This window comes from Micromonospora sp. NPDC047557 (assembly GCF_043205095.1).
Classification (GTDB): Bacteria; Actinomycetota; Actinomycetes; order Mycobacteriales; family Micromonosporaceae; genus Micromonospora.
Genome location: NZ_JBIDDK010000021.1, coordinates 1 through 24378, shown reverse-complemented (window position 1 = coordinate 24378; position 24378 = coordinate 1). Strand labels below are relative to the sequence as shown.

Below are 24378 nucleotides of genomic sequence, written 5' to 3'. Positions count from 1 at the left end.
CCGTCCGTGGCCGGGCGGAGGCGGCGTCAGCCGACCGCGCCCTCCATCTGAAGCTCGATCAGGCGGTTCAGCTCCAGGGCGTACTCCATCGGGAGTTCCTTGGCGATCGGCTCGATGAAGCCACGCACGATCATGGCCATCGCCTCGTCCTCGCTCAGGCCCCGGCTCATCAGGTAGAAGAGCTGGTCGTCGCTGATCTTGGAGACGGTCGCCTCGTGGCCCATCGACACGTCGTCCTCGCGGATGTCGACGTACGGGTAGGTGTCCGAGCGCGAGATGGTGTCGACAAGCAGCGCGTCGCACTTGACCGTGCTCCGGCTGTGGTGCGAACCCTCCAGCACCTGCACCAGACCGCGGTACGAGGTGCGGCCGCCACCACGGGCGATCGACTTCGACACGATCGTCGAGGAGGTGTGCGGCGCGGCGTGCACCATCTTGGCGCCCGCGTCCTGGTGCTGGCCCTCGCCGGCCATCGCCACCGAGAGCACCTCGCCCTTGGCGTGCTCGCCGGTCATGTAGACCGCCGGGTACTTCATGGTCACCTTGGAGCCGATGTTGCCGTCGACCCACTCCATGGTCGCGCCCTCGTGGCAGACGGCGCGCTTGGTGACCAGGTTGTAGACGTTGTTCGACCAGTTCTGGATGGTCGTGTACCGGCAGCGCGCGTTCTTCTTGACGATGATCTCCACGACCGCGCTGTGCAGCGAGTCCGAGGAGTAGAGCGGCGCGGTGCAGCCCTCGACGTAGTGCACGTACGCGCCCTCGTCGACGATGATCAGCGTCCGCTCGAACTGGCCCATGTTCTCCGTGTTGATCCGGAAGTAGGCCTGCAGCGGGATCTCCACGTGCACGCCCTTCGGCACGTAGATGAACGAGCCACCGGACCACACGGAGGTGTTCAGGGCAGCGAACTTGTTGTCGCCGACCGGGATCACCGTGCCGAAGTACTCCTTGAAGACGTCCTCGTGCTCGCGCAGCGCGGTGTCGGTGTCCAGGAAGAGGACGCCCTGCTCCTCAAGGTCCTCGCGGATCTTGTGGTAGACGACCTCGGACTCGTACTGCGCCGCGACACCGGCGACCAGCCGCTGCTTCTCCGCCTCCGGGATGCCCAGCCGGTCGTAGGTGTTCTTGATGTCCTCGGGCAGGTCCTCCCAGCTGGTGGCCTGCTTCTCGGTGGACCGCACGAAGTACTTGATGTTGTCGAAGTCGATGCCGGTGAGGTCCGCGCCCCAGGCCGGCATCGGCTTGCGGCCGAACAGCCGCAGACCCTTGAGGCGCAGGTCGAGCATCCAGGCCGGCTCGTTCTTCTTGGCCGAGATGTCCCGCACCACCGCCTCGTTGATGCCGCGCTGGGCGACCGCCCCGGCGGCGTCCGGGTCGGACCAGCCGTACTCGTAGCGACCCAGGGCGGCGAGCTGCTCTTCCTGGGTCAGGGGCTGGACGATCTGCTCGGTCATCTATCTGTCCTCACAGTGGTGACGGGATTACCGGATTGAGCGCGGCCCGGCTGGGTCGGGATGTGCGTGGTGCACACCCCGTCGCCGTGCGCGATGGTGGCCAGGCGCTGTACGTGGGTGCCGACCAGACGGGAGATCACCGCGGTCTCGGCCTCGCACAGCTGGGGAAACTCGGCGGCCACGTGCGCCACCGGGCAGTGGTGCTGGCAGAGCTGGCCGCCAGAGGCGATCGTGGTCGCGTTGGCAGCGTAACCCTCGGCGGTGAGCGCTCCGGCGAGTGCCTCAGCACGCGCGAGGGGGTCGTCGCCGGCGTCCTCCATGGCGGCGCGGCAGCGCGACTCCAGCGCGGACACCTGCTCGGTGGCGAACGCCTCGACCGCGTCCGGGCCTCCGCTGCGGGCGATCCAGCGCAGCGCGGCGGTGGCCATGTTGTCGTAGTGGTGTGTGCCACAGCGGACCCGGGCCGCCTCGGTCAGCACGAAGACCTTCGCCGGACGCCCCCGACCGCGGCTGCCCTGCACCGTCTGCTCGCGGGCGACGACGTCACCCTCGGCGAGCATCGCGTCCAGGTGGCGGCGGATCGCCGCCGGGCTCAGGCCGAGCGCCAGACCGAGCTGCGCGGCGGTGGTCGCACCCCGCTCCAGCAGCAGCTGGGTGACGCGGTCCCGGGTGGAGATCTCCGTCGCGGCGCCGCCCAGCGCGGACGACGAGGCTCCGACGAGGGCGGACGCGGACGCGCCGACGGCCTGGGCAGCCGTCGGCTGGTGCCCGGAGAGCGCCGCCGCGTTTTTCACAACGCCAACGTTACGTAATTACCCGGGGGGTGGCAAACCCGGGCCCCGGTGATCCGAACCACCGCCCCTGCGGAGTCGGACGAACCTCGATCACTACGGTGCGTAGGATTTGCGCCGTGAACCGCATCGTCCGTCCGGTCTCCGGTCCCCTGCTGCGCCGCCTCGCGCTCGCCTCGATCATCGCGAACGTCGGCATCGTCGTCACCGGCGGGGCGGTCCGGCTGACCGCCTCGGGCCTCGGCTGCCCCACCTGGCCCCGGTGCACCGACGATTCGTACGTCACCACGCCCGAGATGGGCGTGTACGGGGTGATCGAGTTCAGCAACCGGATGCTGACCTTCGCGGTGGGCCTGATCGCGCTGGCCACCGTGCTGGCCGTCCTGGCACACCGGCCGCGCCGCCGCGGGGTGCTGACCCTCGCCGTCGCCGTCTTCCTGGGCATTCCCGCCCAGGCGGTGATCGGTGGCATCACGGTGCTCACCAACCTCAACCCGTGGGTGGTCGGGCTGCACTTCCTCGCCTCGATGGCGGTGATCGCCGCCGCGTACGCCCTCTGGCGGCGGGTCGACGAACCAGACACCGCGACGGTGGCCGTGGTGCCCACACCCCTGCGCACGCTGGCCCGGGTCACCACCGGCGTCACCGTCGCGGTGCTGGTGATCGGCACCTGGGTCACCGGCAGCGGCCCGCACGCCGGCGACCACGGCGCGGCCCGCAACGGACTGGACCCGGAGTCGATCTCCCAGGTGCACGCCGACGGCGTTTTCCTGCTGATCGGCCTGTCGGTGGCGTTGATCTTCGCGTTCCGCGCGGTCGGCGCGGCCCGGGCCACCCGGGCCGCCGTCGTCCTGCTCGCGGTGGAGCTGGGTCAGGGGCTCATCGGCTTCGTGCAGTACTTCACCCACGTGCCGGCGATCCTGGTCGGCGCGCACATGCTCGGCTCGTGCCTGGTGCTGCTGGCCGCCCTCGCCGTCCAGTGGTCCACCCGCGAACGCCGCCCGGGCGTGCCGACGCCGCAGGCCACCGCGACCGAGGCCGAAGCCATCCCGGTCACCGCCTGAACCCGCGCACCGCACCATCTCGGAGATGGTGCGGTGGGCTCGGGGGTCAGGGTCGGCGGGCCAGGTGGGTGGCGATCGCGGTGGCGAGGCGGTCGGGGGCGCCGTCGGCGTACCCGATGAAGAGCGACGGCTCGGTCAGCTCCAGTTCCACCAGGACCGGGTCGCCGTCCGGGCCGGGGATCAGGTCGACCCGGGCGTAGAGCAGTTGACGGGTGCCACCGGGCACCGCCGCGAGGGCCCGCTCGGCGACCGCCAACTGCTCGGGCCGCGCGGCGCGGGAGCTGATCTCCTCGGCCTTGTAGAGGCCGTCCGGGCCGAGATCCGGGCCGGTCAGCATCGGACCCTTGCGGATGGCGTGGCTGTACGCGAGCCCGTCCGGGCCGGCCAGGAAGAGCAGTGCGGTCTCGCCCTCGCTGTCGACGGCGCTCAGGTACGGCTGGACCATTGTCGTCCGGCCGGCGGTGGAGAGGCGGCGTACGTGGGCGTGAGCCAGGTCGCGGTGCTCCGGGTCGGCCAGGTCGTACCGGCCGGTGTCCTGACTGCCGGCGCTGACCGAGGGCTTGAGCACGTACTCGCCCGTCTCGGCGGGCGGCGACCAGGTCTCGCCCGGCTCGACCCAGGACGTCGGCACGGTCGGCACCCCGGCGGCGCTCAACTCGGCCAGGTAGCGCTTGTCGGTGTTCCACCGCACCACGTCGGCCGGGTTGACCAGGGTGGGCACGGACGCGGCCCAGGCGACGAACTCGTCGCGGCGCAGGGCGTAGTCCCACGGTGAGCGGAGCACGACGAGGTCGTACGAGGACCAGTCGGCGTCGGGGTCGTCCCAGACGACCGCCTCGACGGCGATCCCGCGGGCGGTGAGCGGGTCGAGGACGAGGCGGTCATCGGGGTCGAGGTCGACCAGCTCGGTGCAGGTGACGAGAGCGACCCGGGGTTCCCCCCGGGTCGACTGGTGGTGGTTGGTCAATTCAGCTCTCTATCTATCTCAACGGGCCATCGTGCGCCGGGCCATCGACCGCCAGAGGTCGTTGCTCGGTCGCATCTGGTCCATCAGTTCACGCTCCCAGGCGTTCTCGACGGTGACTCCCGCCTTGGCGCACGCCTCCCGGGCGGTGACGGTGTCCTCGGCGAACTGGTCGCCCCACTCACCGTCGGCACCCACGAGGACGATCCGTGCGCCGCGCTTACCGACGTACTCGATGACGGCCTTCGCACCGCCGTGCCCGGCGGCGAACGACTGGAGGCCCGCGACCAGGCCGCGCGGGGCCTGCTCGCCGGCGGTCTGCTCGGCCGTCAGCGTCGTATCGGAACCATCTGCCATGACGCGAAGCCTAAGCAGAGTTGCACTCACACGTGCGAGAACCATGAACCTTTTGTGATGCCAATTACCTCTAGGTTTAAGGAAGACCACAGGCTTCCTGTCCGGTTATATCCGGACTTTCCCGCACTAATCACTCGGGCAAATCAGGGTCCAGTGCCCGCAGGTTGAGTCGATCCGACTCATGCCGAAAGTTACTGTCATGTGACGTTAAACCCGGACAACTCATCCACGACCACGATTAGTCTGTGGATTTCCGCAGCGTCGCGGGACGTCCCGCGACGCGCGTCAGATCAGCGCGTCGAGCGCGACGGCTACGAAGACGATGGTCAGGTACGTCGTCGACCAGTGGAACAGCCGCATCGGCTTGACCGCCTCGCCGCGGGTCGCCCGCCGGCAGAGCCGGTGCGCCTCGACCAGGAAGATCGCGCCCACCACCAGCGTCGGTACGCCGTAGATCGCGCTGAGGCCCAGCGGCCAGACCGCGAGGGAGGTGAGCACGGTGAGCCACGCGAAGATCAGGATCTCGGCGTTCACCCGGCGGGTGGAGGCCACCACGGGCAGCATCGGGATGCCGGCGCGGGCGTAGTCGTCCTTGTACTTCATGGCGAGCGGGTAGAAGTGCGGCATCTGCCAGAAGAAGACCACCGCGAACAGGCCCCAGGCCGCCGGGGCGAGCCCGCCGGTGACCGCCGCCCACCCGATCAGCACCGGAGCGGCACCGCAGGCGCCACCCCAGAACGTGTTCGTCGGCGTGGAGCGCTTGAGCCAGAGCGTGTAGACGACGTCGTAGTAGACGATCGCGGCGAGCGTCAGCGCGGCGGCGAGCAGGTTGGTGAACGCCGCCATCAGCACGATCGAGATCGCCGCCAGCACCAGGCCGAAGACGAGCGCGCTGCGCGGCGACACCGTGTGCGCCGGCAGCGGACGCCGCTTGGTGCGCCGCATCAACTGGTCGATGTCCCGGTCGATGTAGCAGTTGAGCACGCTGGCCGCCCCCGCGGCGAGCGAGCCACCGATGAGCACCACGGCCATCAGCCACAGCGACGGCAGTCCCCCGTCGGCGAGCATCATCGCCGGGACGGTGGTGACCAGCAGCAACTCGACGATGCGCGGCTTGGTGAGCGCCACGTACGCCGACACGATCGCGCGCACGTCCCGCCGCGCCACCGGACCCTCGGCCGCCCGTGCCGGGGGCTGCCCGGCGGGGTTGCTCGCGGGGCGCTCGGTGATCATGCTCACGGATTGCCACCTTCCGGCATCGGCACGGGGAGATCGAGTCGGCGGGGCCCGCTCGGGGACCGCACACCGACCCACACACTACGCGTTGTCGTTTTGGCTGCCCGGCCGACCCGACAACGGTGCGGGCCGTCACACCAGCGGGTTGAACGCCTGGGCGCAGAGTCACGTACTGCACACCATGCGGAGATCCCCGGGCGCACGTTTAGTCGCGCTCGATAGGGTCATCAGTGAGGGTTCCGCCCATCTGCCGAGGAGCACAACCATCGTGGCTGCCAAACGACCCGAGCACTCCGAACTCAACTGGTCCGACCTCGATCGCCGGGCCGTCGACACCGTCCGCGTGCTGGCCATGGACGCCGTGGAGAAATCCGGCAACGGCCACCCGGGCACCGCGATGAGCCTCGCGCCCGCGGCCTACCTTCTCTTCAACCGGGTCATGCGGCACAACCCGGCCGACCCGAACTGGCCCGGCCGGGACCGGTTCGTGCTCTCCGCCGGGCACTCCAGCCTGACCCTCTACATCCAGCTGTTCCTCTCGGGCTACCCGCTGAGCCTGGACGATCTCAAGTCGCTGCGGCAGTGGGGCTCGATGACCCCGGGTCACCCTGAGCACGGCCACACGCCGGGCGTGGAGACCACCACCGGTCCGCTCGGGCAGGGCCTGGGCAACGCGGTCGGCATGGCCATGGCGGCCCGTCGCGAGCGCGGCCTGTTCGACCCGGAGGCCGAACCGGGCACGTCGGTCTTCGACCACAACATCTGGTGCATCGTCTCCGACGGCGACATCGAGGAGGGCATCAGCCACGAGGCCAGCGCCCTCGCCGGGCACCAGCAGCTGGGCAGCCTCACGGTGATCTACGACGACAACGAGATCTCGATCGAGGACGACACCCGCATCGCCAAGAGCGAGGACGTGGCGGCCCGCTACGAGGCGTACGGCTGGCACGTGCAGACCGTCGACTGGCGCCGCGGTGACGCCGACCAGGGTGACTACCACGAGGACGTCGAGGCGCTGCACGCCGCGCTGCTGGCCGCCAAGGCGGAGACCGGTCGCCCCTCCTTCATCGCGCTGCGCACCATCATCGGCTGGCCCGCGCCCAACAAGCAGAACACCGGCAAGATCCACGGCTCGGCGCTCGGCGCCGACGAGGTGAAGGCCACCAAGCGGATCCTCGGCTTCGACCCGGAGCAGACCTTCCAGGTCGACGAGGAGGTGCTCGGTCACGCCCGCACGGTGATGGGCCGCGGCTCCGACGCCGAGCAGGAGTGGACCGCCGCGTTCGACGCCTGGAAGAAGGCCAACCCGGAGCGCACCGCGCTCTACGAGCGGATGGCCGGCCGGGTGCTGCCGGACGGCTGGGCCGACGCGCTGCCCACCTTCCCCGCCGACGCCAAGGGTGTGGCCACCCGGGCCGCGTCCGGAAAGGTGCTGGAGGCGCTCGCGCCGGTGCTGCCGGAGCTGTGGGGCGGTTCGGCCGACCTGGCCGAGAGCAACAACACCACGATGAAGGGCGAGCCGTCGTTCATCCCGGCCTCGCACGCCACCAAGGACTTCCCGGGCCACGAGTACGGCCGGACCCTGCACTTTGGCATCCGTGAGCACGCCATGGGCGCGATCCTCAACGGCATCGCGCTGCACGGCGGCACCCGCCCGTACGGCGGCACGTTCCTCGTGTTCAGCGACTACATGCGCCCGTCGGTGCGGCTGGCCGCGTTGATGAAGCTGCCGGTGACGTACGTCTGGACGCACGACTCGATCGGCCTGGGCGAGGACGGCCCGACCCACCAGCCGGTGGAGCACCTGACCGCGCTGCGCGCCATCCCGGGCCTGGACGTGGTCCGCCCGGCGGACGCCAACGAGACGGCCTGGGCCTGGCGACTGGCGCTCGAGCACACCGACCGGCCGACCGCGATGGCGCTGAGCCGCCAGCCGCTGCCGACCCTGGACCGGGACGTCCTGGGTGACGTGGCCGGCGTCGCCAAGGGTGGCTACGTGCTGGCCGAGGCGTCCAACGGCAAGCCCCAGGTGATCATCGTCGGCACCGGCTCCGAGGTGCAGCTCTGCCTGACCGCCCGGGAGCGGCTGGAGGCCGACGGCACGCCGACCCGGGTCGTCTCGATGCCCTGCCAGGAGTGGTTCTACGAGCAGGATGAGGCATACCGGGAGTCGGTGCTCCCGCGTGGGGTAAAGGCACGGGTGAGCGTGGAGGCCGGGATCGCCATGTCCTGGCGCGGCATCGTCGGTGACCTCGGCGAGAGCGTCAGCCTGGAGCACTACGGGGCGAGTGCCCCGCACACCGTGCTCTTCGAGCAGTTCGGGTTCACCCCCGACCGGATCGTGGCGGCGGCACACGCCTCGCTGGCCCGGGTGGGCGACATCACCGGTTTCACGACCGGCAACTGAGGGAGCGTGGACGGCATGACGGACAAGCTGAATGAGCTCACCGCCGCAGGTGTGGCGGTGTGGCTCGATGATCTTTCCCGGGTACGTTTGAGCTCCGGCGGGCTGGACAAGCTCCGCCGTGAGAAGCACGTCGCGGGCGTCACCACCAACCCGACGATCTTCGCGAAGGCGTTGAGCGACGCCGACGAGTACAACTGGCAGTTGCGCGACCTGGCCATTCGTGGCGTGGACGTGGAAGAGGCCGTACGGATGCTCACCACGTACGACGTACGGTGGGCCTGCGACGTGATGCGCCCGTCGTACGACGGCAGCGCCGGCGTGGACGGCCGGGTCTCGATCGAGGTGGACCCGCGCAGCGCGCACGACGCGGACAAGACGGTCGCCGAGGCCAAGGCGCTGTGGTGGCTGGTCGACCGGCCCAACCTCTTCATCAAGATCCCGGCCACCGAGGAGGGCCTGTCGGCGATCACCGACACCCTCGCCGAGGGGATCAGCGTCAACGTGACCCTGATCTTCGGTCTGGACCGCTACTCAGCGGTCATGGAGGCCTTCCTGACCGGTCTGGAGCGGGCCAAGGCCAACGGGCACGACCTGTCGACCATCGGCTCGGTCGCGTCGTTCTTCGTCTCCCGCGTCGACTCAGAGGTCGACAAGCGACTGGAGAAGATCGGCTCCGACCAGGCCAAGGCGCTCAAGGGCAAGGCCGCCATCGCCAACGCCCAGTTGGCGTACGAGCGCTACACCGAGGTCTTCTCCTCGGACCGCTGGAAGGCGCTCGAGGCCGCCGGAGCGCACCCGCAGCGGCCGCTGTGGGCCTCCACCTCGACGAAGAACCCGGACTACCGGGACGTGATCTACGTCGAGGAGCTGATCGCCCCCGGCACGGTCAACACCATGCCGGAGTCGGTCATCCACGCGTACGCCGATCACGGCGAGACGCGCGGCGACACCATCACCGGCGCCTACGACGCGGCCCGGAAGGTCTTCGCGGACCTGGAGTCGGTCGGGGTGGACATGGCCGACGTGATCGCCACCCTCGAGCGCGAGGGTGTGGAGAAGTTCGAGGCGAGCTGGCAGGAACTGCTCGACGGCGTCCGCAAGTCGCTGGAGGCGGCCGCCAGCGGCAAGGGTGCTCCGAACAAGGCGGCCAAGGGCAACGCCAAGGCTGCCGCGAAGGCCGGTGGCGCGTGAGCGAGCGAATCAGTATGCGGCGAAGCGGAGTGGCGGCATGAGCGACCTTCTTGCAGGGCCGGTGGAGGCAGCCGCCGGGCTCGCCGTGTACGGCGCGGACGCGGTCGACAAGTCCGCGCCCGCCTCGACCCGGGAGGCGCTGGTCAAGGCCGGCGTCCCCGGCAGGCTGGCCGCCAAGGACGCGAGCCTGTGGGGTCCGGACGCCGAGGCCGAGGCGAAGGTCCGGCTCGGCTGGGTGGACACCCACCGGCGCAGCCGGGAGCTGCTGGTGCAGCTCGCCGAGCTGACCGCGGAGCTGGCCGACCTGGACCACGTGGTGCTCGCCGGCATGGGCGGCTCGTCGCTCGCCCCCGAGGTGATCACGCGGACCCTGGGCCGGCCGTTGACCGTGCTGGACACCACCGACCCGGGCCAGGTCCGGGCGGCCCTGGGTGACCGGCTGGAGCGCACCGTGGTGGTCGTCGCCAGCAAGTCCGGCTCGACGGTGGAGACCGACAGCCACCGTCGCGCCTACTGGCAGGCGTTCCTGGACGCCGGGATGACCGAGGCGGAGGCCGGCCGGCACTTCGTCATCGTCACCGACCCGGGTTCGCCGCTGGAGACCACCGCGACCGAGATGGGCGCGTTCACCGTGCTCGCCGACCCGAACGTGGGCGGCCGGTACTCGGCGCTGACCGCGTTCGGGCTGGTGCCGTCCGCGCTGGCCGGTGTCGAGGTCGCCGAGCTGATCGACCAGGCCGACGCGTTGGCCGAGTCGCTCGGCTCCGACCGCGACAACCCGGCGCTGGCGCTGGGCGCCGCGCTGGGCGCCGCGGCCACGCTGGCCCGCGACAAGGTCGCCCTGGTGTCCGACGGCACCGGCATCGACGGCCTGGGCGACTGGGCCGAGCAGTTGATCGCCGAGTCGACCGGCAAGGCCGGGGTGGGCATCCTGCCCGTCGTGGTCGAGTCTCCGCAGAGCCCCGGCGCCACCGGGCCGGACGTGCTGACCGTCAGCTACGGCGGCGCGCTGGCCCCCGGTGACGTGCCGGGCGGCGGCGCCGACCCGGACGTGGCCGTCAACGGCCCGCTCGGCGCGCAGTTCCTGGCCTGGGAGTACGCCACCGCGGTGGCCGGCGTGGTGCTCGGCATCGACCCGTTCAACCAGCCGAACGTCACCGAGTCCAAGGAGAACACCAACAAGATCCTGGCCTCGGGCCTGCCGGTCCAGGCGCCGTCGTTCACCGAGGGCGCGATCGAGGTGTACGCGCCGCAGGGCGCGCCCGGTGACCTGGCCGGCGTGCTGCGCTGGCTGCTCGACGGTCTCGGCGACGACGGTTACCTGGCCGTCATGGCGTACCTGGACCGCTTCGCCGACGCCGACGCGGCCCGGCTGCGGCCGCTGCTGGCCGGCGCGTCCGGTCGGCCGGTCACCTTCGGCTGGGGGCCGCGGTTCCTGCACTCCACCGGCCAGTACCACAAGGGCGGCCCGCAGGTGGGCAGCTTCCTGCAGGTGACCGGCGCGGTCACCGAGGACCTGGCGGTGCCGGGCAAGCCGTACACCTTCGGTGAGTTGCAGGCGGCACAGGCCGCCGGCGACCGGCAGGCCCTCGCGGGTCGGAAGCGGCCGCTGCTGCGGCTGCACCTGACCGACCGGGCAACCGGCGTCGCCCAACTACTCGACGCGGCCGGTGAGCTGCGGGCGTGAGGATGGACGCTGTGACAGAAGCGGAAGCGAGGGAGCACCGTGAGCGCGAGGAGTGAGCCGGGGTTGCGAGCCCCGGAAGCGCGAACCGAAGGTGGCTCGACGAACCCGCTACGCGACCCGCAGGACCGCCGGTTGCCCCGGATCCCCGAGCCGTGCGCTCTGGTGATCTTCGGGGTGACCGGCGACCTGGCCCGCAAGAAGCTGCTCCCCGCCGTCTACGACCTGGCGAACCGGGGCCTGCTGCCGCCCGGTTTCGTGGTGCTCGGCTTCGCCCGCCGCGACTGGGGTGACGGCGACTTCGAGACACTCGCGTGCGAGGCGGCGAAGAAGCACGCCCGTACCCCGTGGCGGGACGAGGTGTGGGCGCGACTGGCCGGCAACATCAAGTTCGTCGGCGGGTCGTTCGACGACGACGCGGCCTTCGACCAGCTCGCCTCGACGCTGGACGACCTGCGGCAGAGTCACGGCATCGCCGGCAACGCGGCGTTCTACTTCTCCATCCCCCCGGCCGCGTTCCCCGTCGTGCTCAAGCAACTGGCCCGCACCGGAATGGCCGACAACGAGAAGTCCGGCGGTTGGCGCCGGGTGGTGGTGGAGAAGCCCTTCGGCAACGACCTGCCGTCGGCGAAGGCGCTCAACGACCTCGTCGACGACGTGTTCACCCGCCAGGACGTCTTCCGGATCGACCACTACCTGGGCAAGGAGACCGTCCAGAACATCCTGGCCCTGCGGTTCGCCAACAACCTGTTCGAGCCGCTGTGGAACTCGAAGTACGTCGACTCGGTGCAGATCACCATGGCCGAGGACGTCGGCATCGGCAGCCGGGCCGGCTTCTACGACACCGTCGGCACCGCCCGTGACGTGCTGCAGAACCACCTGCTCCAACTCCTGGCGCTGGTGGCCATGGAGGAGCCGACGAGCTTCGACGCCGACGAGATCCGCGCCGAGAAGCTGAAGGTGCTCAAGGCGATCACCCTGCCGAAGGACGTGGCCCGGGACACCGTCCGCGGCCAGTACCTGCCCGGCTGGGTGGGCGGCGAGCGCGCAGTCGGCTACCGGGAGGAGCAGGGCGTTCCCCCCGACTCCACCACGGAGACGTACGTGGCGGTGCGGCTCGGCATCCAGAACCGGCGCTGGGCCGAGGTGCCGTTCTACATCCGGGCCGGCAAGCGGCTGCCCCGGCGGGTCACCGAGGTCGCCATCATGTTCAAGAAGGCGCCGCACCTGCCGTTCAACGACGCCGACATGGAGTCGCTGGGCAACAACCAGCTCGTCATCCGGGTGCAGCCCGACGAGGGCGTGGTGCTCAAGTTCGGCTCGAAGGTGCCGGGCACCACCATGGAGGTCCGCGACATCGCGATGGACTTCCAGTACGGCGAGGCGTTCACGGAGTCCAGCCCGGAGGCGTACGAGCGCCTCGTCCTGGACGTGCTGATCGGGGACCGCACCCTGTTCCCGGACGCGGCCGAGGTCGAGCAGAGCTGGCAGGTGATCGACCCGCTGGAGCACGCCTGGGAGGGCACCACGCCGGAGCCGTACCGTGCCGGCGAGTGGGGGCCGCGGGCGGCCGACGAGATGCTGGCCCGCGAGGGCCGCGCTTGGAGAAGAGCATGATCGGGCTGTGGGACACCACCGGCAACGAGGTGGTCAAGGCGTTGGCCGCCGAGCGGCGCAGCGCCGGTGGTGTGGCCAGCGGTATGGCGCTCACCCTCATCGTGGTGGTGGACGAGAAGCGGGTCCGCGAGGCGGAGGCGGCGGCGACCATCGCCGCCGCCGCCCACCCGTGCCGGCTGGTGGTCGTGGTCCGCTCCGACATCGAGCGGGAACGCAACCGACTGGACGCGGAGATCGTGGTCGGTGGCCGACTCGGCCCCTGCGAGGCGGTGGTCACCCGGATGTACGGGCGGCTCGCCCTGCACGCGGAGTCGGTGGTGATGCCGCTGCTGGTGCCGGACGTGCCGGTGGTCACCTGGTGGCACGGCGAACCGCCGGCGGAGATCGCCACCGACTTCCTCGGGGTGGTCGCCGACCGGAGGATCACCGACACGGCGCAGGCCACGGACCCGGTGGAGGCGCTGCGGCAGCGCGCCCGGGACTACGCCCCGGGTGACACCGACCTGGCGTGGACCCGGATCACCCCGTGGCGGACCCTGGTCGCCGGGGCGTTCGACACCACCGAGGCGAAGGTCACCGAGGCGACCGTCGTCGCGCCACCCAGCGACCCGACGGCGGCGCTGATGGTCGGTTGGCTGTCCAGCCGGCTGGGCATCACCCCGCGCCGGGTCGACACCAACGAGTTCCCCCGGATGCGGGAGGTGCAGTTGACCTGCGCCAACGGCGACCGCCTGACGCTGACCCGCGAGGACAGCCTGGCGGTGTTCCGGCGGACCGGTCAGGAAGACCGGGCCCTGCCGCTGGTCCGTCGGCCGCTCGGCGACGAGTTGGCCGAGGAGCTGCGCCGGCTGGACGCGGACCAGGTGTACGCGGAGGCGCTGGGCGCGACCGCCGGGCTGCGGGGTCTGGAACAGCGCCCCCCGCAGCGGGTGCACGTCTGGAAGGATCCGGCCACGGCCCAGCGCGCCGAGGCCGGGGTCACCGCGCACACCGGCACGAGCGGCGAGAGCTGATCAGCACGAAACCGGGAGGGCCGGGACGAACGTCCCGGCCCTCACCGCCACCTCCGGGCGTTCCGTCCGGGCACGACGCGACAGCGACCGTCACGCGGTCGGGAAACGAAGGCACAACCCATGAGTGAGGCGAGTGTCGCCGTCCACGCCGACGCCGACCTGCTGGCGCAGGCCGTGGCGGCCCGGCTGCTGGTGAAGCTGCTCGACGCGCAGGCCGACCGGGGTGAGGCCGCGATCGTGCTCACCGGTGGGCGCGTCGCCGCGGCCGTGTACCGGGCGGTGGCGCAGTTGCCGGCCCGCGACGCGGTGGACTGGTCCCGGGTCGACGTGTGGTGGGGTGACGAGCGGTTCCTGCCCGCCGGCGACCCGGAGCGCAACGAGACCCAGGCCCGGGCCGCCCTGTTGGACGTGGTGCCGCTCGACCCGGCCCGGGTGCATCCCATGCCGGCCTCCGACGGCCCGGCCGGCAACGACCCGGAGGCGGCCGCCGCCGCGTACGCCGACGAGTTGGCCCGCGCCGCCCGGCCGGGGCACGCCGCGCTACCGCACTTCGACGTGCTGATGCTGGGTGTCGGCGAGGACGGGCACGTCGCGTCGGTCTTCCCCGGGCACCCGGTGCACTACGAGACGCGGCCGGTCAGCGCGGTCCGGGGCAGCCCGAAGCCGCCGCCGGTGCGGACCACGCTCACCCTGTCGGCGATCAACACCGCCGAGGAGGTCTGGCTGGTGGCCGGCGGCGCCGACAAGGCACGTGCGGTGGGCATGGCGCTGGCCGGCGCCGGCCCGGTGCAGCTGCCGGCCGCCGGGGTGCACGGCGTGGACCGTACCCGCTGGCTGCTGGACCGCGCGGCGGCCGCTGACGTGCCCGCCCGGCTGCGTAGCCTGCGCTGAACGACGGCAAGGGCCCCGACGCGGGGCCCTTGCCTAACTTTCGCCCCGGCGGCGGCGCAGCGCGGCGAGCGCCTCCGCCAGCAGCGCCTCGCCCTCCTCGGCGGTACGCCGCTCCTTCACGTACGCCAGGTGGCTCTTGTAGGGCTCGGCGCGGACCCGTCCGGGCGGGTTCTGCGCGTCCAGGCCGGCGGGGAGCCCGCAGCGGGGGCAGTCCCACAGCGGCGGCGCCGTGGCGTCGGCCGCGATCCGGATGTCGGTCTGGTGGTCGTTGCGACACCAGTAGGTGACGTCCTGTCGGGGTGCGGGTTGGTGCCGCTCGTCCGGGCGCATGGGTGCGGACCCGACGCGGGCGCCGCGAATGACGTTGCCACTGGGCACGGCTGCTCGCTCCTGTCGTCGGAGGGGACCCGCCGCCGTCGGGGATGGGCGGAGGGCGACGCGGTGCAGCGGAGAAAAGACTGCGCACGGCCCGTCGAGTGACGGACCGCGCGCAGATTGTACGACTTCGCGGGCCTGCTCAGGAGCCGCTGTTCAACTGGAGACGGAGCCAGAGCCCCAGCCCGACGATCGCCGCGAACCAGACGACACCCACCAGAACGGTGTAACGGTCCAGGTTCTTCTCGGCCACCGAGGAGCCGGCGAGGCTGGAGCTGACACCGCCGCCGAACATGCTCGACAACCCGCCACCCTTACCGCGGTGCAACAGGATGAGCAGGGTGAGCAGGATGCTCGTGATGACCAGCAACACGATCAACGTGTATGCGAACCAGATCGGCATCATGGCTGGGGGGAGTCCTCTCGTAGCGATCCTCGCCCGGACAGGTCGGGCACGGTGGCACCGGCCGGTGGACGGGCGGTGTCCAGGATAGCGAGCGATCAGCGAGCGATGTGCTCGGGGAACCGGCAGATCTGCGCGAATTCTTCGGCGTCCAGGCTGGCGCCGCCCACCAGGCCCCCGTCCACGTCCGGCTGAGCCATGATCGAGGCGACGTTGGACGCCTTGACCGAGCCGCCGTAGAGGATCCGAACGGCATCAGCGGTCTCGGCGTCGAAGCGCTCCGCCAGCCGCTGCCGGACCGCACCGCAGACCTCCTGGGCGTCCTCGGGCGTCGCGGTCTTGCCGGTGCCGATCGCCCAGACCGGCTCGTACGCGATGACCACCTGGCGCACCTGCTCGGCGGTGAGCCCGGCGAGGCCCCCGTCGAGCTGGTCGGCGCAGTGCGCCACGTGGGTGCCCTGCTCGCGGATGTCCAGCCCCTCCCCCACGCAGAGGATCGGGGTCAGGCCGTGCGTGAGCGCCGCCTTCACCTTCGCGTTGACCAACCCGTCGTCCTCGTGGTGGTAGGCCCGCCGCTCGGAGTGCCCGACCACCACGTACGTGCAGCCGAGCTTGGCGAGCATCACGCCGGAGATGTCACCGGTGTACGCGCCCGCCGTGTGCGGGGAGAGGTCCTGCCCGCCGTAGCCGATCAGCAGCTTGTCGCCGTCCACCGCCGTCTGCACGGTGCGCAGGGCGGTGAACGGCGGCAGCACGACCGTCTCGACCTCGGTGAGCTGCTTCTCGGTGAGGCTCGCGGCCAGCTTCTGCACGAGCAGGTTGGCCTCGAGGTGGTTGAGGTTCATCTTCCAGTTGCCGGCCATCAACGGCCGGCGGGTCGTGCTCGCCATGCTCAGTTCTCCAGGGCCGCGATGCCGGGGAGGGTCTTGCCCTCCAGGTACTCCAGGGAGGCGCCGCCGCCGGTGGAGATGTGCCCGAACGCCTTCTCATCCAGGCCGAGGAGCCGGATCGCGGCCGCCGAGTCACCGCCACCGACCACGCTGAACGCGTCGGAGTCGGCGATGGCCTCGGCGACGCCCCGGGTGCCCGCGGCGAAGGGCGCCATCTCGAACACGCCCATCGGCCCGTTCCAGAAGATCGTCCGCGCGTTCGCGGAATCCCCACACGCGGAGGTCTTCAGGGCGGCGGCGAAGCCGGCGACCGTCTCCGGGCCGATGTCCAGCCCGATCCGGTGGCTCGGGATGCCGTCCGCCGGGAAGACGTCGTGATCGGCGTCCGGGGAGAAGGCGGTAGCGGCCACGACGTCGACCGGCAGCATGATCTTGCCCTCGGAGCGCTCCAGGAGGTTGCGGCAGGTCTCGACCATCTCCTCCTCCAGCAGCGAGGTGCCCACCTCGTGGCCCTGGGCCTTGAGGAAGGTGAAGCACATCCCGCCGCCGATGAGCAGCCGGTCGACCTTCGGCAGCAGCGCCTCGATCACCGCCAGCTTGTCGGAGACCTTGGAACCGCCCAGCACCACCACGTACGGGCGCTCCGGGTCGCCGGTCAGCTTGCCGAGCACCTCGACCTCGCGCAGCACCAGCCGGCCGGCCACGTGCGGCAGCCGCGCCGGCACGTCGTACACGCTGGCGTGCTTGCGGTGCACGGCGCCGAACGCGTCGTCGACGTACGCGTCGCCGAACGCGGCGAGCTGGTCGGCGAAGGCGCCCCGCTCGGCCTCGTCCTTGCTGGTCTCACCGGCGTTGAAGCGCAGGTTCTCCAGCAGGGCGACCTGGCCGTCGGCCAGGCCGGCGACGGTGGAGCGGGCCGAGTCGCCGACCGTGTCGGTGGCGAAGTGCACCGGAGCGCCGAGCAGCTCACCGAGCCGCCCGGCGACCGGGCTCAGGCTGAACTGCGGGTCCGGCGTGCCCTTCGGGCGGCCCAGGTGCGAGCAGACGACCACCTTCGCGCCGGCCTCGACCAGCGCGCCGAGCGTCGGCAGCACGGCACGGATGCGTCCGTCATCAGTGATCGCACCGGTCTGCTTGTCGAGCGGGACGTTCAGGTCGGCGCGCACCAGCACGCGCCGACCCGACACCCCCTCGGCGAGCAGGTCGTCGAGGGTCCGGATGCTCACAGCGACGAACCGACCAGCTTGACCAGGTCGACCAGGCGGTTGGAGTAGCCCCACTCGTTGTCGTACCAGCCGACGACCTTGACCTGGTTGCCGACGACCTTGGTCAGCGGCGCGTCGAAGATGCACGACGCCGGGTCGGTGACGATGTCGGTGGAGACGATCGGGTCCTCGTTGTAGACCAGGATGCCCTTGAGCGGGCCGTCCGCGGCGGCCTTCAGCGCGGCGTTGACCTCGTCCACGGTGGTCTCACGGCCCACGGTGACGGTGAGGTCGGTGACCGAGCCGGTCGGGATCGGAACCCGCAGCGCGTACCCGTCGAGCTTGCCCTTCAGGTCCGGCAGCACCAGGCCGATGGCCTTCGCGGCGCCGGTCGAGGTCGGCACGATGTTGAGCGCGGCGGCCCGGGCGCGGCGCAGGTCCTTGTGCGGCGCGTCCTGCAGGTTCTGGTCCTGGGTGTACGCGTGGATCGTCGTCATCAGACCGTGCTGGATGCCGAACGTGTCGTGCAGGACCTTCGCCATGGGCGCGAGGCAGTTGGTGGTGCACGAGGCGTTGGAGATGATGGTGTGCTTCGCCGGGTCGTAGGTGTCGTGGTTGACACCCATGACGACGGTGACGTCCTCGTTCTTCGCCGGAGCGGAGATGATGACCTTCTTGGCGCCGCCGTCGACGTGCGCCTTGGCCTTGGTGGCGTCGGTGAAGAAGCCGGTCGACTCGATGACGACGTCCGCGCCGACCTCACCCCACGGCAGCGCCGCCGGGTCCTTCTCGGCGTACGCCTTGATGGTCTTGCCACCGACGGTGATCTCGTCGGCGGTGGCCTTGACCTCGTACGGCAGGCGGCCGAGGATGCTGTCGTACTTGAGCAGGTGGGCGAGCGTGCCGTTGTCGGTGAGGTCGTTCACCGCCACGACCTCGATGTCGGCGTCGGACGCCAGCACTGCCCGGAAGAAGTTCCGGCCGATTCGGCCGAAGCCGTTGATGCCAACCCGGATGGTCACAGGTCCCATCTCCTCGCGTTCTGGTCTGCCGGCTTCAGACAACGGGCCGGCGGAGTGGTGTGCGCCGACCGTTGGAGCCGGCCGTTGACGGTTCGTCTCGGCACCCCGCCGCGGTCTGAGGACCTGACCGCCCGAGGCGGTAAGCACGACGAGGAGTGCCCGTGTCGGCCCCCTTGCCGTACTCAGCGACCTTATCCGAGCGCGTGAGACCACGCCGCGCCGGGTCGTGCTCCCGGCGCACCGTACGGCCCCACCGTCCTATCAGACCACGAGCATGTCGGGCGTGACGGCCGCTTCGGTATCCGGGATGCCGAGGTCCCGGGCCCGCTTGTCGGCCAGCGCGAGCAGACGGCGGATCCGTCCGGCGATGGCGTCCTTGGTCAGCGGAGGCTCGGCCAGCGCGCCCAGCTCCTCCAGCGACGCCTGCCGGTGCTCCAGGCGCAGCCTCCCTGCGTCGGTGAGGTGGTTGGGCGCCTCGTCGGCCAGGATCTCCAGCGCCCGGGTCACCCGGGCGGCGGCGGCGACGGCGGCGCGCGCCGAGCGGCGCAGGTTGGCGTCGTCGAAGTTGGCCAGCCGGTTGGCGGTGGCCCGCACCTCGCGGCGGACCCGGCGCTCCTCCCAGGCCAGCACGCTGGAGTGCGCGCCGATGCGGGTGAGCAGCGCCGCGATCGCGTCGCCGTCCTTGACCACCACCCGATCCACCCCGCGCACCTCGCGGTTCTTCGCGGTGATGCCGATCCGCCGGGCCGCGCCGACCAGCGCCAGCGCCGACTCCGGCCCCGGGCAGGTGATCTCCAGCGCGCTGGAGCGGCCGGGCTCGGTGAGCGAGCCGTGCGCCATGAACGCGCCCCGCCATGCCGAGACCGCGCAGCAGACGTTGGCCGCCACCACGTGCGGGGGCAGCCCGCGCACCGGCCGGCCGCGCACGTCCAGCAGGCCGGTCTGCCGTGCGAGCGCCTCACCGTCCTTGACCACGCGGACGATGAAGTGGCTGCCCTTGCGCAGCCCACCGGAAGCCAGCACGTGGATCTCGCTGGGGTAGCCGTAGACCTCGGCGATCTCCCGGCGCAACCGACGCGCCACCGCGCCGGTGTCCAGCTCAGCCTCCACCACCACCCGGCCGGAGACGATGTGCAGCCCGCCGGCGAAGCGCAGCAGCGCCGCCATCTCCGCCCGCCGACAGCAGGGCTTGGGCACGTCGACCCGACTCAGCTCGTCCTTGACCGCAGCCGTCATCGCCATTGTGCGTCCCCTCACGGACCTGTTCCGGCGTGTCGCCGGAGATTACGTACGTGTCTAACGATCGGCGCCCAGGACAGGCACCAGCGCGGCGCCCAGGGCAGCCGGATCATGGCGGGGAGTGCCGTCGATGACGGCGACGGGGGCGAGGACCAGGCGGGCACCCAGCGATTCTGCCGCACGTTCGACCGGTTCAGGGTCACCCACCGCCTTGGCGTCCGCGAGCACGAGATCAACCTTGAGCTCGGGCAGGTACCAGCGCAACGCCGCCAGATGATCGGCGACCGAGAGGCCGAGGGTCTCCTTCTCCGCGGCCAGGTTCAGCGTGACCAGCCGCCGGGCCGAGCTGGACACGATCGCGTCGGCCAGCTGCGGCACCAGCAGGTGCGGCAGCACACTCGTGTACCAGCTGCCCGGCCCGAAGATCAACCAGTCCGCCGCGCCGATCGCCGCCAGGGCCTCGGCGCAGGCCGCCGGGGCGGCCGGGGTGAGGCGCAGCGACTCGACCCGCCCGGTGGTGACCGCCACCTGGTGCTGACCGCGTACGGTGCGCACCTCGTCGGGGGCACTCGGGTCGGCGCCGCGCACCCGCGCCTCGATGCCGACCGGCTGGCGCGACATCGGCAGGACCCGCCCGACCGTGCCGAGCATCGCCCCGGCGTGTTCCAACGCGGCCACCGGGTCGCCGAGCAGCTCCATGAGACCGCAGAGCACCAGGTTGCCCACCGCGTGCCCGGCCAGCCCGTCGGTGCGCGCGGCCGTCGGGTCCGCGCCGCGCGACTCCGGGCCGCCCGCCGCCGCCGGGTCCGCGTCGGTCCCGCCGTCCGGGGGTACGCCGAGCGCCGGCACTGCGGCGAAGCGGTGCTGGAACAGCCCGGCGCTGCGTCGCGTGGCGGGGTGGTCGCCGGCCAGCGCCACCAGCGCCTGGCGCAGGTCACCCGGGGGCAGGCCGCCCCGTTCGGCGCGCAGCCGGCCGCTGGAACCGCCGTCGTCACCGACCGTGACCACCGCGGTGATGTCCAGATCGAGTTCGGGGGCGCAGTGGCGCAGCGCGCGCAGCGACGCGGACAACCCGTGCCCTCCGCCGAACGCCACCACCCGACGCGCCGTCATTCCCGCCCCAGGTCGCGGTGCTGCGCGTTGGCGGCCAGCCCCGACTGGCGCAGCCGACCGGCCAGCTCCTCGGCGATGGCCACGCTGCGGTGTTTGCCGCCGGTGCAGCCCACGGCGACCGTCAGGTACCGCTTGCCCTCCCGCTCGAACCCGGTGGTGGTGGCGTTGACCAGGTCGGCGTATGAGGCGACGAAGGCGTCCGCGCCCTCCTGACCCAGCACGTACGCGCTGACCGCCTCCTCCCGCCCGGTGTGCTCGCGCAGCTCCGGCACCCAGTACGGGTTGGGCAGGAACCGGGCGTCCAGCACGAAGTCGGCGTCCGGCGGCAGGCCGTACTTGAAGCCGAACGACAGCACGGTGACCCGCAGCCGGCGGGCGTCCTCGCCGCCGAACAGCTCCTCAATGCGCCGACGCAGCTGGTTGACGTTCAGGTGGCTGGTGTCGATGATCACGTCGGCCTGGTCGCGGGCCTCCTCCAACAGCCCGCGCTCCACGGCGATGCCGTCGGCCAGCCGCCCGTCGCCCTGCAACGGGTGCGAACGCCGAACGCTCTCGAAACGCCGGATCAACACCTCGTCGTCGGCGTCGACGAACACCACCCGGGGCGAGAAGCCCCGCTCCTTCAGCTCGCGGATCGCCCCGGCCAGGTCGGTGGAGAAGGCCCGCGAGCGCACGTCCAGGACCATCGCCGTACGCCGGGCGGCGCCGCCGGCCTTGAACGCCAGCTCGGCCATGTCGAGCATGAGCGCCTGCGGCAGGTTGTCCACGACGTAGTAACCGACGTTCTCCAACGCCCGGGCGACGGTGCTGCGACCGCCACCGGACAGCCCGGTGACCACCACCAGGGTGGTCTCCGACTCGGCCGTCGGCTGCCCGTCACCGGCTGTGTGCGCCTCGCTCACCCGTACCCCCAAGCCGTGGCGCCGCGGCCGCCATCGGCCGCGATTGGTCAATCAGCGACTCTATCCCGCCGGCCGGCGCCGGGCCGGGCGCGTCCGCACCCGGGGACCGCGGGTCGCCCTCCCGACAGCCCTGGCCCTTGATGACGATCAGTGCTCATCTATACGCTCTTCGTGATCACCGCAGGTCAAGGCCGACATCTGGGAGGGTGCGATGCACGATCTGGCGGACAAGAACAAGTACGTCGGTTTCCTGTTCATGCGGATCAGTCCGGAGTATTTCGCCCTCGGCCGGGAGGGCATCCACGAGGTCTCCGCCGAGCACGCCCGGGATCTGGGCCGCTTCGCCAAGCAGCTCACCCACGTCGTCTGCACCGGGGTCAACGGGAAGTACGACCAGGTGACGATGGTGGAGGCCGACACCCTCGAGGAGATCAACGCCGCTGCCACCGCGTTCCGGATGGGGGCCAAGGCCCGCTACATCGAGATCGTCGACATCGTCGTCGGGATGAAGGCCCCGCCGCGCGGCCTGGCCAACCGGTCCAGCTGACCGCACGCTCGTCCGGTGTGCCCGGGTGCGCCGGGCGAGCGGTGTCGGGGTCGGCTCGTAGACTCCGCGAATGGCTTCCCCCACCGACCTGCGTACCGAGGACGCGCTGCCGGTGCTGCGCCGGGTGTTCGGCTACGACGCCTTCCGCGGCTTCCAGCAGCAGGTCATCGACCATGTCGTCGCCGGTGGCGACGCGCTGGTGCTGATGCCCACCGGTGGCGGCAAGTCGCTGTGCTACCAGATCCCGGCCCTGGTCCGCGAGGGTGTCGCGGTCGTCGTCTCCCCGCTGATCGCGCTCATGCAGGACCAGGTGGACGCGCTCACCGCGGTCGGTGTCCGCGCCGGCTTCCTCAACTCGACCCAGACCCTGGACGCCCGGCGGCGGGTGGAGGCCGCGTTCGTCGCCGGCGAACTGGACCTGCTCTACCTGGCGCCGGAGGCGCTCGGCGTCCGCTCCACCCTCGCCCTGCTGGACCGGGGGCGCATCTCCCTGTTCGCGATCGACGAGGCGCACTGCGTGTCCCAGTGGGGGCACGACTTCCGGCCCGACTACCTGGCGCTGTCGATGCTGCACGAGCGCTGGCCGCAGGTCCCCCGCATCGCGCTGACCGCCACCGCGACGAGCGCCACCCGCACCGAGATCGCCAGCCGGCTGGGGCTCGACGACGCGCGGCACTTCGTGGCCAGCTTCGACCGGCCCAACATCCAGTACCGGATCGTGCCCAAGCGGGAACCCCGCAAGCAACTGCTGGCCCTGCTGCGCGACGAGCACCCCGGCGACGCCGGGATCGTCTACTGCCTGTCCCGCGCCTCGGTGGACAAGACCGCCGAGTTCCTCGTCGCCAACGGCGTCGCCGCGCTGCCGTACCACGCCGGTCTGGACGCGGCCACCCGCGCCGCCAACCAGCAACGTTTCCTGCGCGAGGACGGCCTGGTCATGGTGGCCACCATCGCCTTCGGGATGGGCATCGACAAGCCGGACGTGCGCTTCGTCGCCCACCTCGACCTACCCAAGTCCGTCGAGGGCTACTACCAGGAGACCGGCCGCGCCGGCCGCGACGGGCTGCCGTCCACCGCCTGGCTGGCGTACGGCCTGCAGGACGTTGTCCAGCAGCGCAAGATGATCGAGACGTCCGACGGGGACCTCGCGCACCGGCGCAACCTCGCCGCACACCTGGACGCGATGCTCGCGCTCTGCGAGACGGTCCGCTGCCGACGGGTGCAGCTGCTCGAGTACTTCGGCGAGACGACCCCGACGGCCTGCGGCAACTGCGACACCTGCCTCAACCCACCGGAGTCGTGGGACGGCACCGTCGCCGCCCAGAAGCTGCTCTCCGCCGTGTTCCGCCTCGACCGCGAACGCAACCAGCGGTTCGGCGCCGGGCACTGCATCGACATCCTGCTCGGCAAGCAGACCGACAAGATCAGCCAGTACGGTCACGACTCGCTGACCGTCTTCGGCATCGGCACGGAGCTGAGCGAGGCCGAGTGGCGGGGCGTGGTCCGGCAACTCCTCGCCGAAGGGCTGCTCGCCGTGGAGGGCGACTACGGCACCCTCGCGCTGACCGAGGCCAGCGCCGATGTGCTGGGCCGCCGCCGTACCGTCACGATGCGCCGCGAGCCGGAGCGGCCCGCGTCGAGCCGGTCGTCGAAGCCGCGCGGGGCGGCCACCGTCGTCGCCGAGCTCACCCCGGCGGCCGCGTCGGTCTTCGAGCGGCTGCGCGCCTGGCGGGCGGCCACCGCCAAGGAACAGGGCGTGCCGGCGTACGTCATCTTCCACGACGCCACCCTCCGGCAGATCGCGAGTGACGCGCCCACCTCGCTGGCCGAGCTGTCGCGGGTCAGCGGGGTCGGCGAGAACAAGCTCGCCAAGTACGGCGAGCAGATCCTGGCCGTCCTCGCGACCGACTGACGGCATGCCGAAAGGGCCGGGCCCCGTGGTGGGGTCCGGCCCTTGTCGGTGGTGGTGCTGGGTGTGGTGGTGCTGGTGGGGTCAGCTGGTGGCGTAGC

22 protein-coding genes are annotated in these 24378 nt (G+C 71.4%); 9 read left to right on the top strand and 13 right to left on the bottom strand.

Annotated features, from left to right (window positions below; translation table 11 throughout):
* Positions 1-26: 26 nt before the first annotated feature.
* Positions 27-1457 carry a Fe-S cluster assembly protein SufB gene (gene sufB, locus ACGGAQ_RS30825; RefSeq protein ID WP_074312771.1) on the bottom strand — a complete coding sequence of 477 codons (1431 nt, stop codon included), beginning with the start codon at positions 1455-1457 and terminating at the stop codon, positions 27-29.
* On the bottom strand, positions 1454-2155 hold the full coding sequence (locus tag ACGGAQ_RS30820) for a helix-turn-helix transcriptional regulator (RefSeq protein WP_393055309.1): 702 nt from the start codon (positions 2153-2155) through the stop codon (positions 1454-1456). The genes sufB and ACGGAQ_RS30820 overlap by 4 nt, the downstream gene beginning before the upstream one ends.
* Positions 2156-2349: 194 nt before the next feature.
* On the opposite strand from ACGGAQ_RS30820, the gene ACGGAQ_RS30815 reads away from it, so the two are divergent.
* A complete protein-coding gene (locus tag ACGGAQ_RS30815; RefSeq protein ID WP_393055252.1) occupies positions 2350-3312 on the top strand; it encodes a heme A synthase in 963 nt (320 codons plus the stop codon).
* Between the two features lie 46 nt (positions 3313-3358).
* Here the strand turns inward: ACGGAQ_RS30815 and ACGGAQ_RS30810 are convergent, their stop codons facing one another.
* The 3 genes from ACGGAQ_RS30810 to ACGGAQ_RS30800 all read right to left on the bottom strand — a co-directional run bounded on the left by ACGGAQ_RS30810 (position 3359) and on the right by ACGGAQ_RS30800 (position 5872).
* Positions 3359-4279: a RimK family alpha-L-glutamate ligase gene (locus ACGGAQ_RS30810; protein WP_393055250.1), complete on the bottom strand. Its 921-nt coding sequence runs from the start codon at positions 4277-4279 to the stop codon at positions 3359-3361.
* Between the two features lie 18 nt (positions 4280-4297).
* A complete protein-coding gene (locus ACGGAQ_RS30805; protein WP_393055248.1) occupies positions 4298-4633 on the bottom strand; it encodes a hypothetical protein in 336 nt (111 codons plus the stop codon).
* A 285-nt stretch (positions 4634-4918) separates the two neighbouring features.
* The gene (locus tag ACGGAQ_RS30800; RefSeq protein WP_393055246.1) at positions 4919-5872 is read right to left on the bottom strand and encodes a heme o synthase; all 954 of its coding nucleotides are present in this window, start codon (positions 5870-5872) and stop codon (positions 4919-4921) included.
* A gap of 265 nt (positions 5873-6137) precedes the next feature.
* On the opposite strand from ACGGAQ_RS30800, the gene tkt reads away from it, so the two are divergent.
* From tkt to pgl, 6 genes are all read left to right on the top strand, one after another.
* Positions 6138-8276 (top strand): transketolase, encoded by a 2139-nt coding sequence (tkt, locus tag ACGGAQ_RS30795; protein ID WP_393055244.1) that lies wholly within the window; start codon positions 6138-6140, stop codon positions 8274-8276.
* Between the two features lie 15 nt (positions 8277-8291).
* Positions 8292-9467 (top strand): transaldolase, encoded by a 1176-nt coding sequence (gene tal, locus ACGGAQ_RS30790; protein WP_393055242.1) that lies wholly within the window; start codon positions 8292-8294, stop codon positions 9465-9467.
* Between the two features lie 37 nt (positions 9468-9504).
* Positions 9505-11154, top strand: a complete 1650-nt coding sequence (locus tag ACGGAQ_RS30785) for a glucose-6-phosphate isomerase (RefSeq protein ID WP_393055240.1) — start codon at positions 9505-9507, stop codon at positions 11152-11154.
* A 63-nt stretch (positions 11155-11217) separates the two neighbouring features.
* Positions 11218-12768, top strand: a complete 1551-nt coding sequence (gene zwf, locus ACGGAQ_RS30780; RefSeq protein ID WP_354860403.1) for a glucose-6-phosphate dehydrogenase — start codon at positions 11218-11220, stop codon at positions 12766-12768.
* Positions 12765-13781: a glucose-6-phosphate dehydrogenase assembly protein OpcA gene (locus tag ACGGAQ_RS30775; RefSeq protein ID WP_393055238.1), complete on the top strand. Its 1017-nt coding sequence runs from the start codon at positions 12765-12767 to the stop codon at positions 13779-13781. Before zwf ends, ACGGAQ_RS30775 begins: the two co-directional genes overlap by 4 nt.
* A 120-nt stretch (positions 13782-13901) precedes the next feature.
* Positions 13902-14672: a 6-phosphogluconolactonase gene (gene pgl, locus ACGGAQ_RS30770; protein WP_354860379.1), complete on the top strand. Its 771-nt coding sequence runs from the start codon at positions 13902-13904 to the stop codon at positions 14670-14672.
* Positions 14673-14705: 33 nt separating this feature from the next.
* Here pgl and ACGGAQ_RS30765 read toward each other — a convergent pair whose 3' ends face one another.
* From ACGGAQ_RS30765 to rapZ, 8 genes are all read right to left on the bottom strand, one after another.
* Positions 14706-15050, bottom strand: coding sequence for an RNA polymerase-binding protein RbpA (locus tag ACGGAQ_RS30765; RefSeq protein WP_354860378.1), 345 nt, complete (start codon positions 15048-15050; stop codon positions 14706-14708).
* Positions 15051-15189: 139 nt separating this feature from the next.
* On the bottom strand, positions 15190-15450 hold the full coding sequence (gene secG, locus ACGGAQ_RS30760; RefSeq protein ID WP_393055307.1) for a preprotein translocase subunit SecG: 261 nt from the start codon (positions 15448-15450) through the stop codon (positions 15190-15192).
* Between the two features lie 98 nt (positions 15451-15548).
* Positions 15549-16340, bottom strand: a complete 792-nt coding sequence (tpiA, locus tag ACGGAQ_RS30755) for a triose-phosphate isomerase (RefSeq protein WP_354860375.1) — start codon at positions 16338-16340, stop codon at positions 15549-15551.
* A gap of 2 nt (positions 16341-16342) precedes the next feature.
* Positions 16343-17566 carry a phosphoglycerate kinase gene (locus ACGGAQ_RS30750; protein ID WP_393055235.1) on the bottom strand — a complete coding sequence of 408 codons (1224 nt, stop codon included), beginning with the start codon at positions 17564-17566 and terminating at the stop codon, positions 16343-16345.
* Positions 17563-18567, bottom strand: coding sequence for a type I glyceraldehyde-3-phosphate dehydrogenase (gene gap / locus ACGGAQ_RS30745; RefSeq protein WP_393055233.1), 1005 nt, complete (start codon positions 18565-18567; stop codon positions 17563-17565). The genes ACGGAQ_RS30750 and gap overlap by 4 nt, the downstream gene beginning before the upstream one ends.
* 261 nt (positions 18568-18828) lie before the next feature.
* Positions 18829-19809: a DNA-binding protein WhiA gene (gene whiA / locus ACGGAQ_RS30740; RefSeq protein ID WP_074312802.1), complete on the bottom strand. Its 981-nt coding sequence runs from the start codon at positions 19807-19809 to the stop codon at positions 18829-18831.
* Positions 19810-19863: 54 nt separating this feature from the next.
* Complete coding sequence (locus ACGGAQ_RS30735; protein ID WP_393055231.1) at positions 19864-20919, bottom strand: 2-phospho-L-lactate transferase CofD family protein; 1056 nt, start codon at positions 20917-20919, stop codon at positions 19864-19866.
* Positions 20916-21821: an RNase adapter RapZ gene (rapZ, locus tag ACGGAQ_RS30730; protein ID WP_355049588.1), complete on the bottom strand. Its 906-nt coding sequence runs from the start codon at positions 21819-21821 to the stop codon at positions 20916-20918. The genes ACGGAQ_RS30735 and rapZ overlap by 4 nt, the downstream gene beginning before the upstream one ends.
* 211 nt (positions 21822-22032) lie before the next feature.
* Between rapZ and ACGGAQ_RS30725 the strand changes: the two genes are divergently transcribed.
* Both ACGGAQ_RS30725 and recQ read left to right on the top strand, forming a co-directional pair.
* Positions 22033-22368, top strand: coding sequence for a hypothetical protein (locus tag ACGGAQ_RS30725; RefSeq protein WP_355134692.1), 336 nt, complete (start codon positions 22033-22035; stop codon positions 22366-22368).
* A gap of 70 nt (positions 22369-22438) precedes the next feature.
* Positions 22439-24280 carry a DNA helicase RecQ gene (recQ, locus tag ACGGAQ_RS30720; protein WP_393055229.1) on the top strand — a complete coding sequence of 614 codons (1842 nt, stop codon included), beginning with the start codon at positions 22439-22441 and terminating at the stop codon, positions 24278-24280.
* Positions 24281-24378: the final 98 nt, after the last annotated feature.

Excerpts from the sequence above, each read along its gene's own strand:
- tpiA (WP_354860375.1), bottom strand. The coding sequence starts at position 16,340 with ATGGCGAGCACGACCCGCCGGCCGTTGATGGCCGGCAACTGGAAGATG.
- pgl (WP_354860379.1), top strand. The coding sequence starts at position 13,902 with ATGAGTGAGGCGAGTGTCGCCGTCCACGCCGACGCCGACCTGCTGGCG.
- ACGGAQ_RS30785 (WP_393055240.1), top strand. The coding sequence starts at position 9,505 with ATGAGCGACCTTCTTGCAGGGCCGGTGGAGGCAGCCGCCGGGCTCGCC.
- secG (WP_393055307.1), bottom strand. The coding sequence starts at position 15,450 with ATGCCGATCTGGTTCGCATACACGTTGATCGTGTTGCTGGTCATCACG.
- sufB (WP_074312771.1), bottom strand. The coding sequence starts at position 1,457 with ATGACCGAGCAGATCGTCCAGCCCCTGACCCAGGAAGAGCAGCTCGCC.
- ACGGAQ_RS30735 (WP_393055231.1), bottom strand. The coding sequence starts at position 20,919 with ATGACGGCGCGTCGGGTGGTGGCGTTCGGCGGAGGGCACGGGTTGTCC.
- ACGGAQ_RS30775 (WP_393055238.1), top strand. The coding sequence starts at position 12,765 with ATGATCGGGCTGTGGGACACCACCGGCAACGAGGTGGTCAAGGCGTTG.
- tal (WP_393055242.1), top strand. The coding sequence starts at position 8,292 with ATGACGGACAAGCTGAATGAGCTCACCGCCGCAGGTGTGGCGGTGTGG.
- ACGGAQ_RS30725 (WP_355134692.1), top strand. The coding sequence starts at position 22,033 with ATGCACGATCTGGCGGACAAGAACAAGTACGTCGGTTTCCTGTTCATG.
- ACGGAQ_RS30805 (WP_393055248.1), bottom strand. The coding sequence starts at position 4,633 with ATGGCAGATGGTTCCGATACGACGCTGACGGCCGAGCAGACCGCCGGC.
- whiA (WP_074312802.1), bottom strand. The coding sequence starts at position 19,809 with ATGGCGATGACGGCTGCGGTCAAGGACGAGCTGAGTCGGGTCGACGTG.
- recQ (WP_393055229.1), top strand. The coding sequence starts at position 22,439 with ATGGCTTCCCCCACCGACCTGCGTACCGAGGACGCGCTGCCGGTGCTG.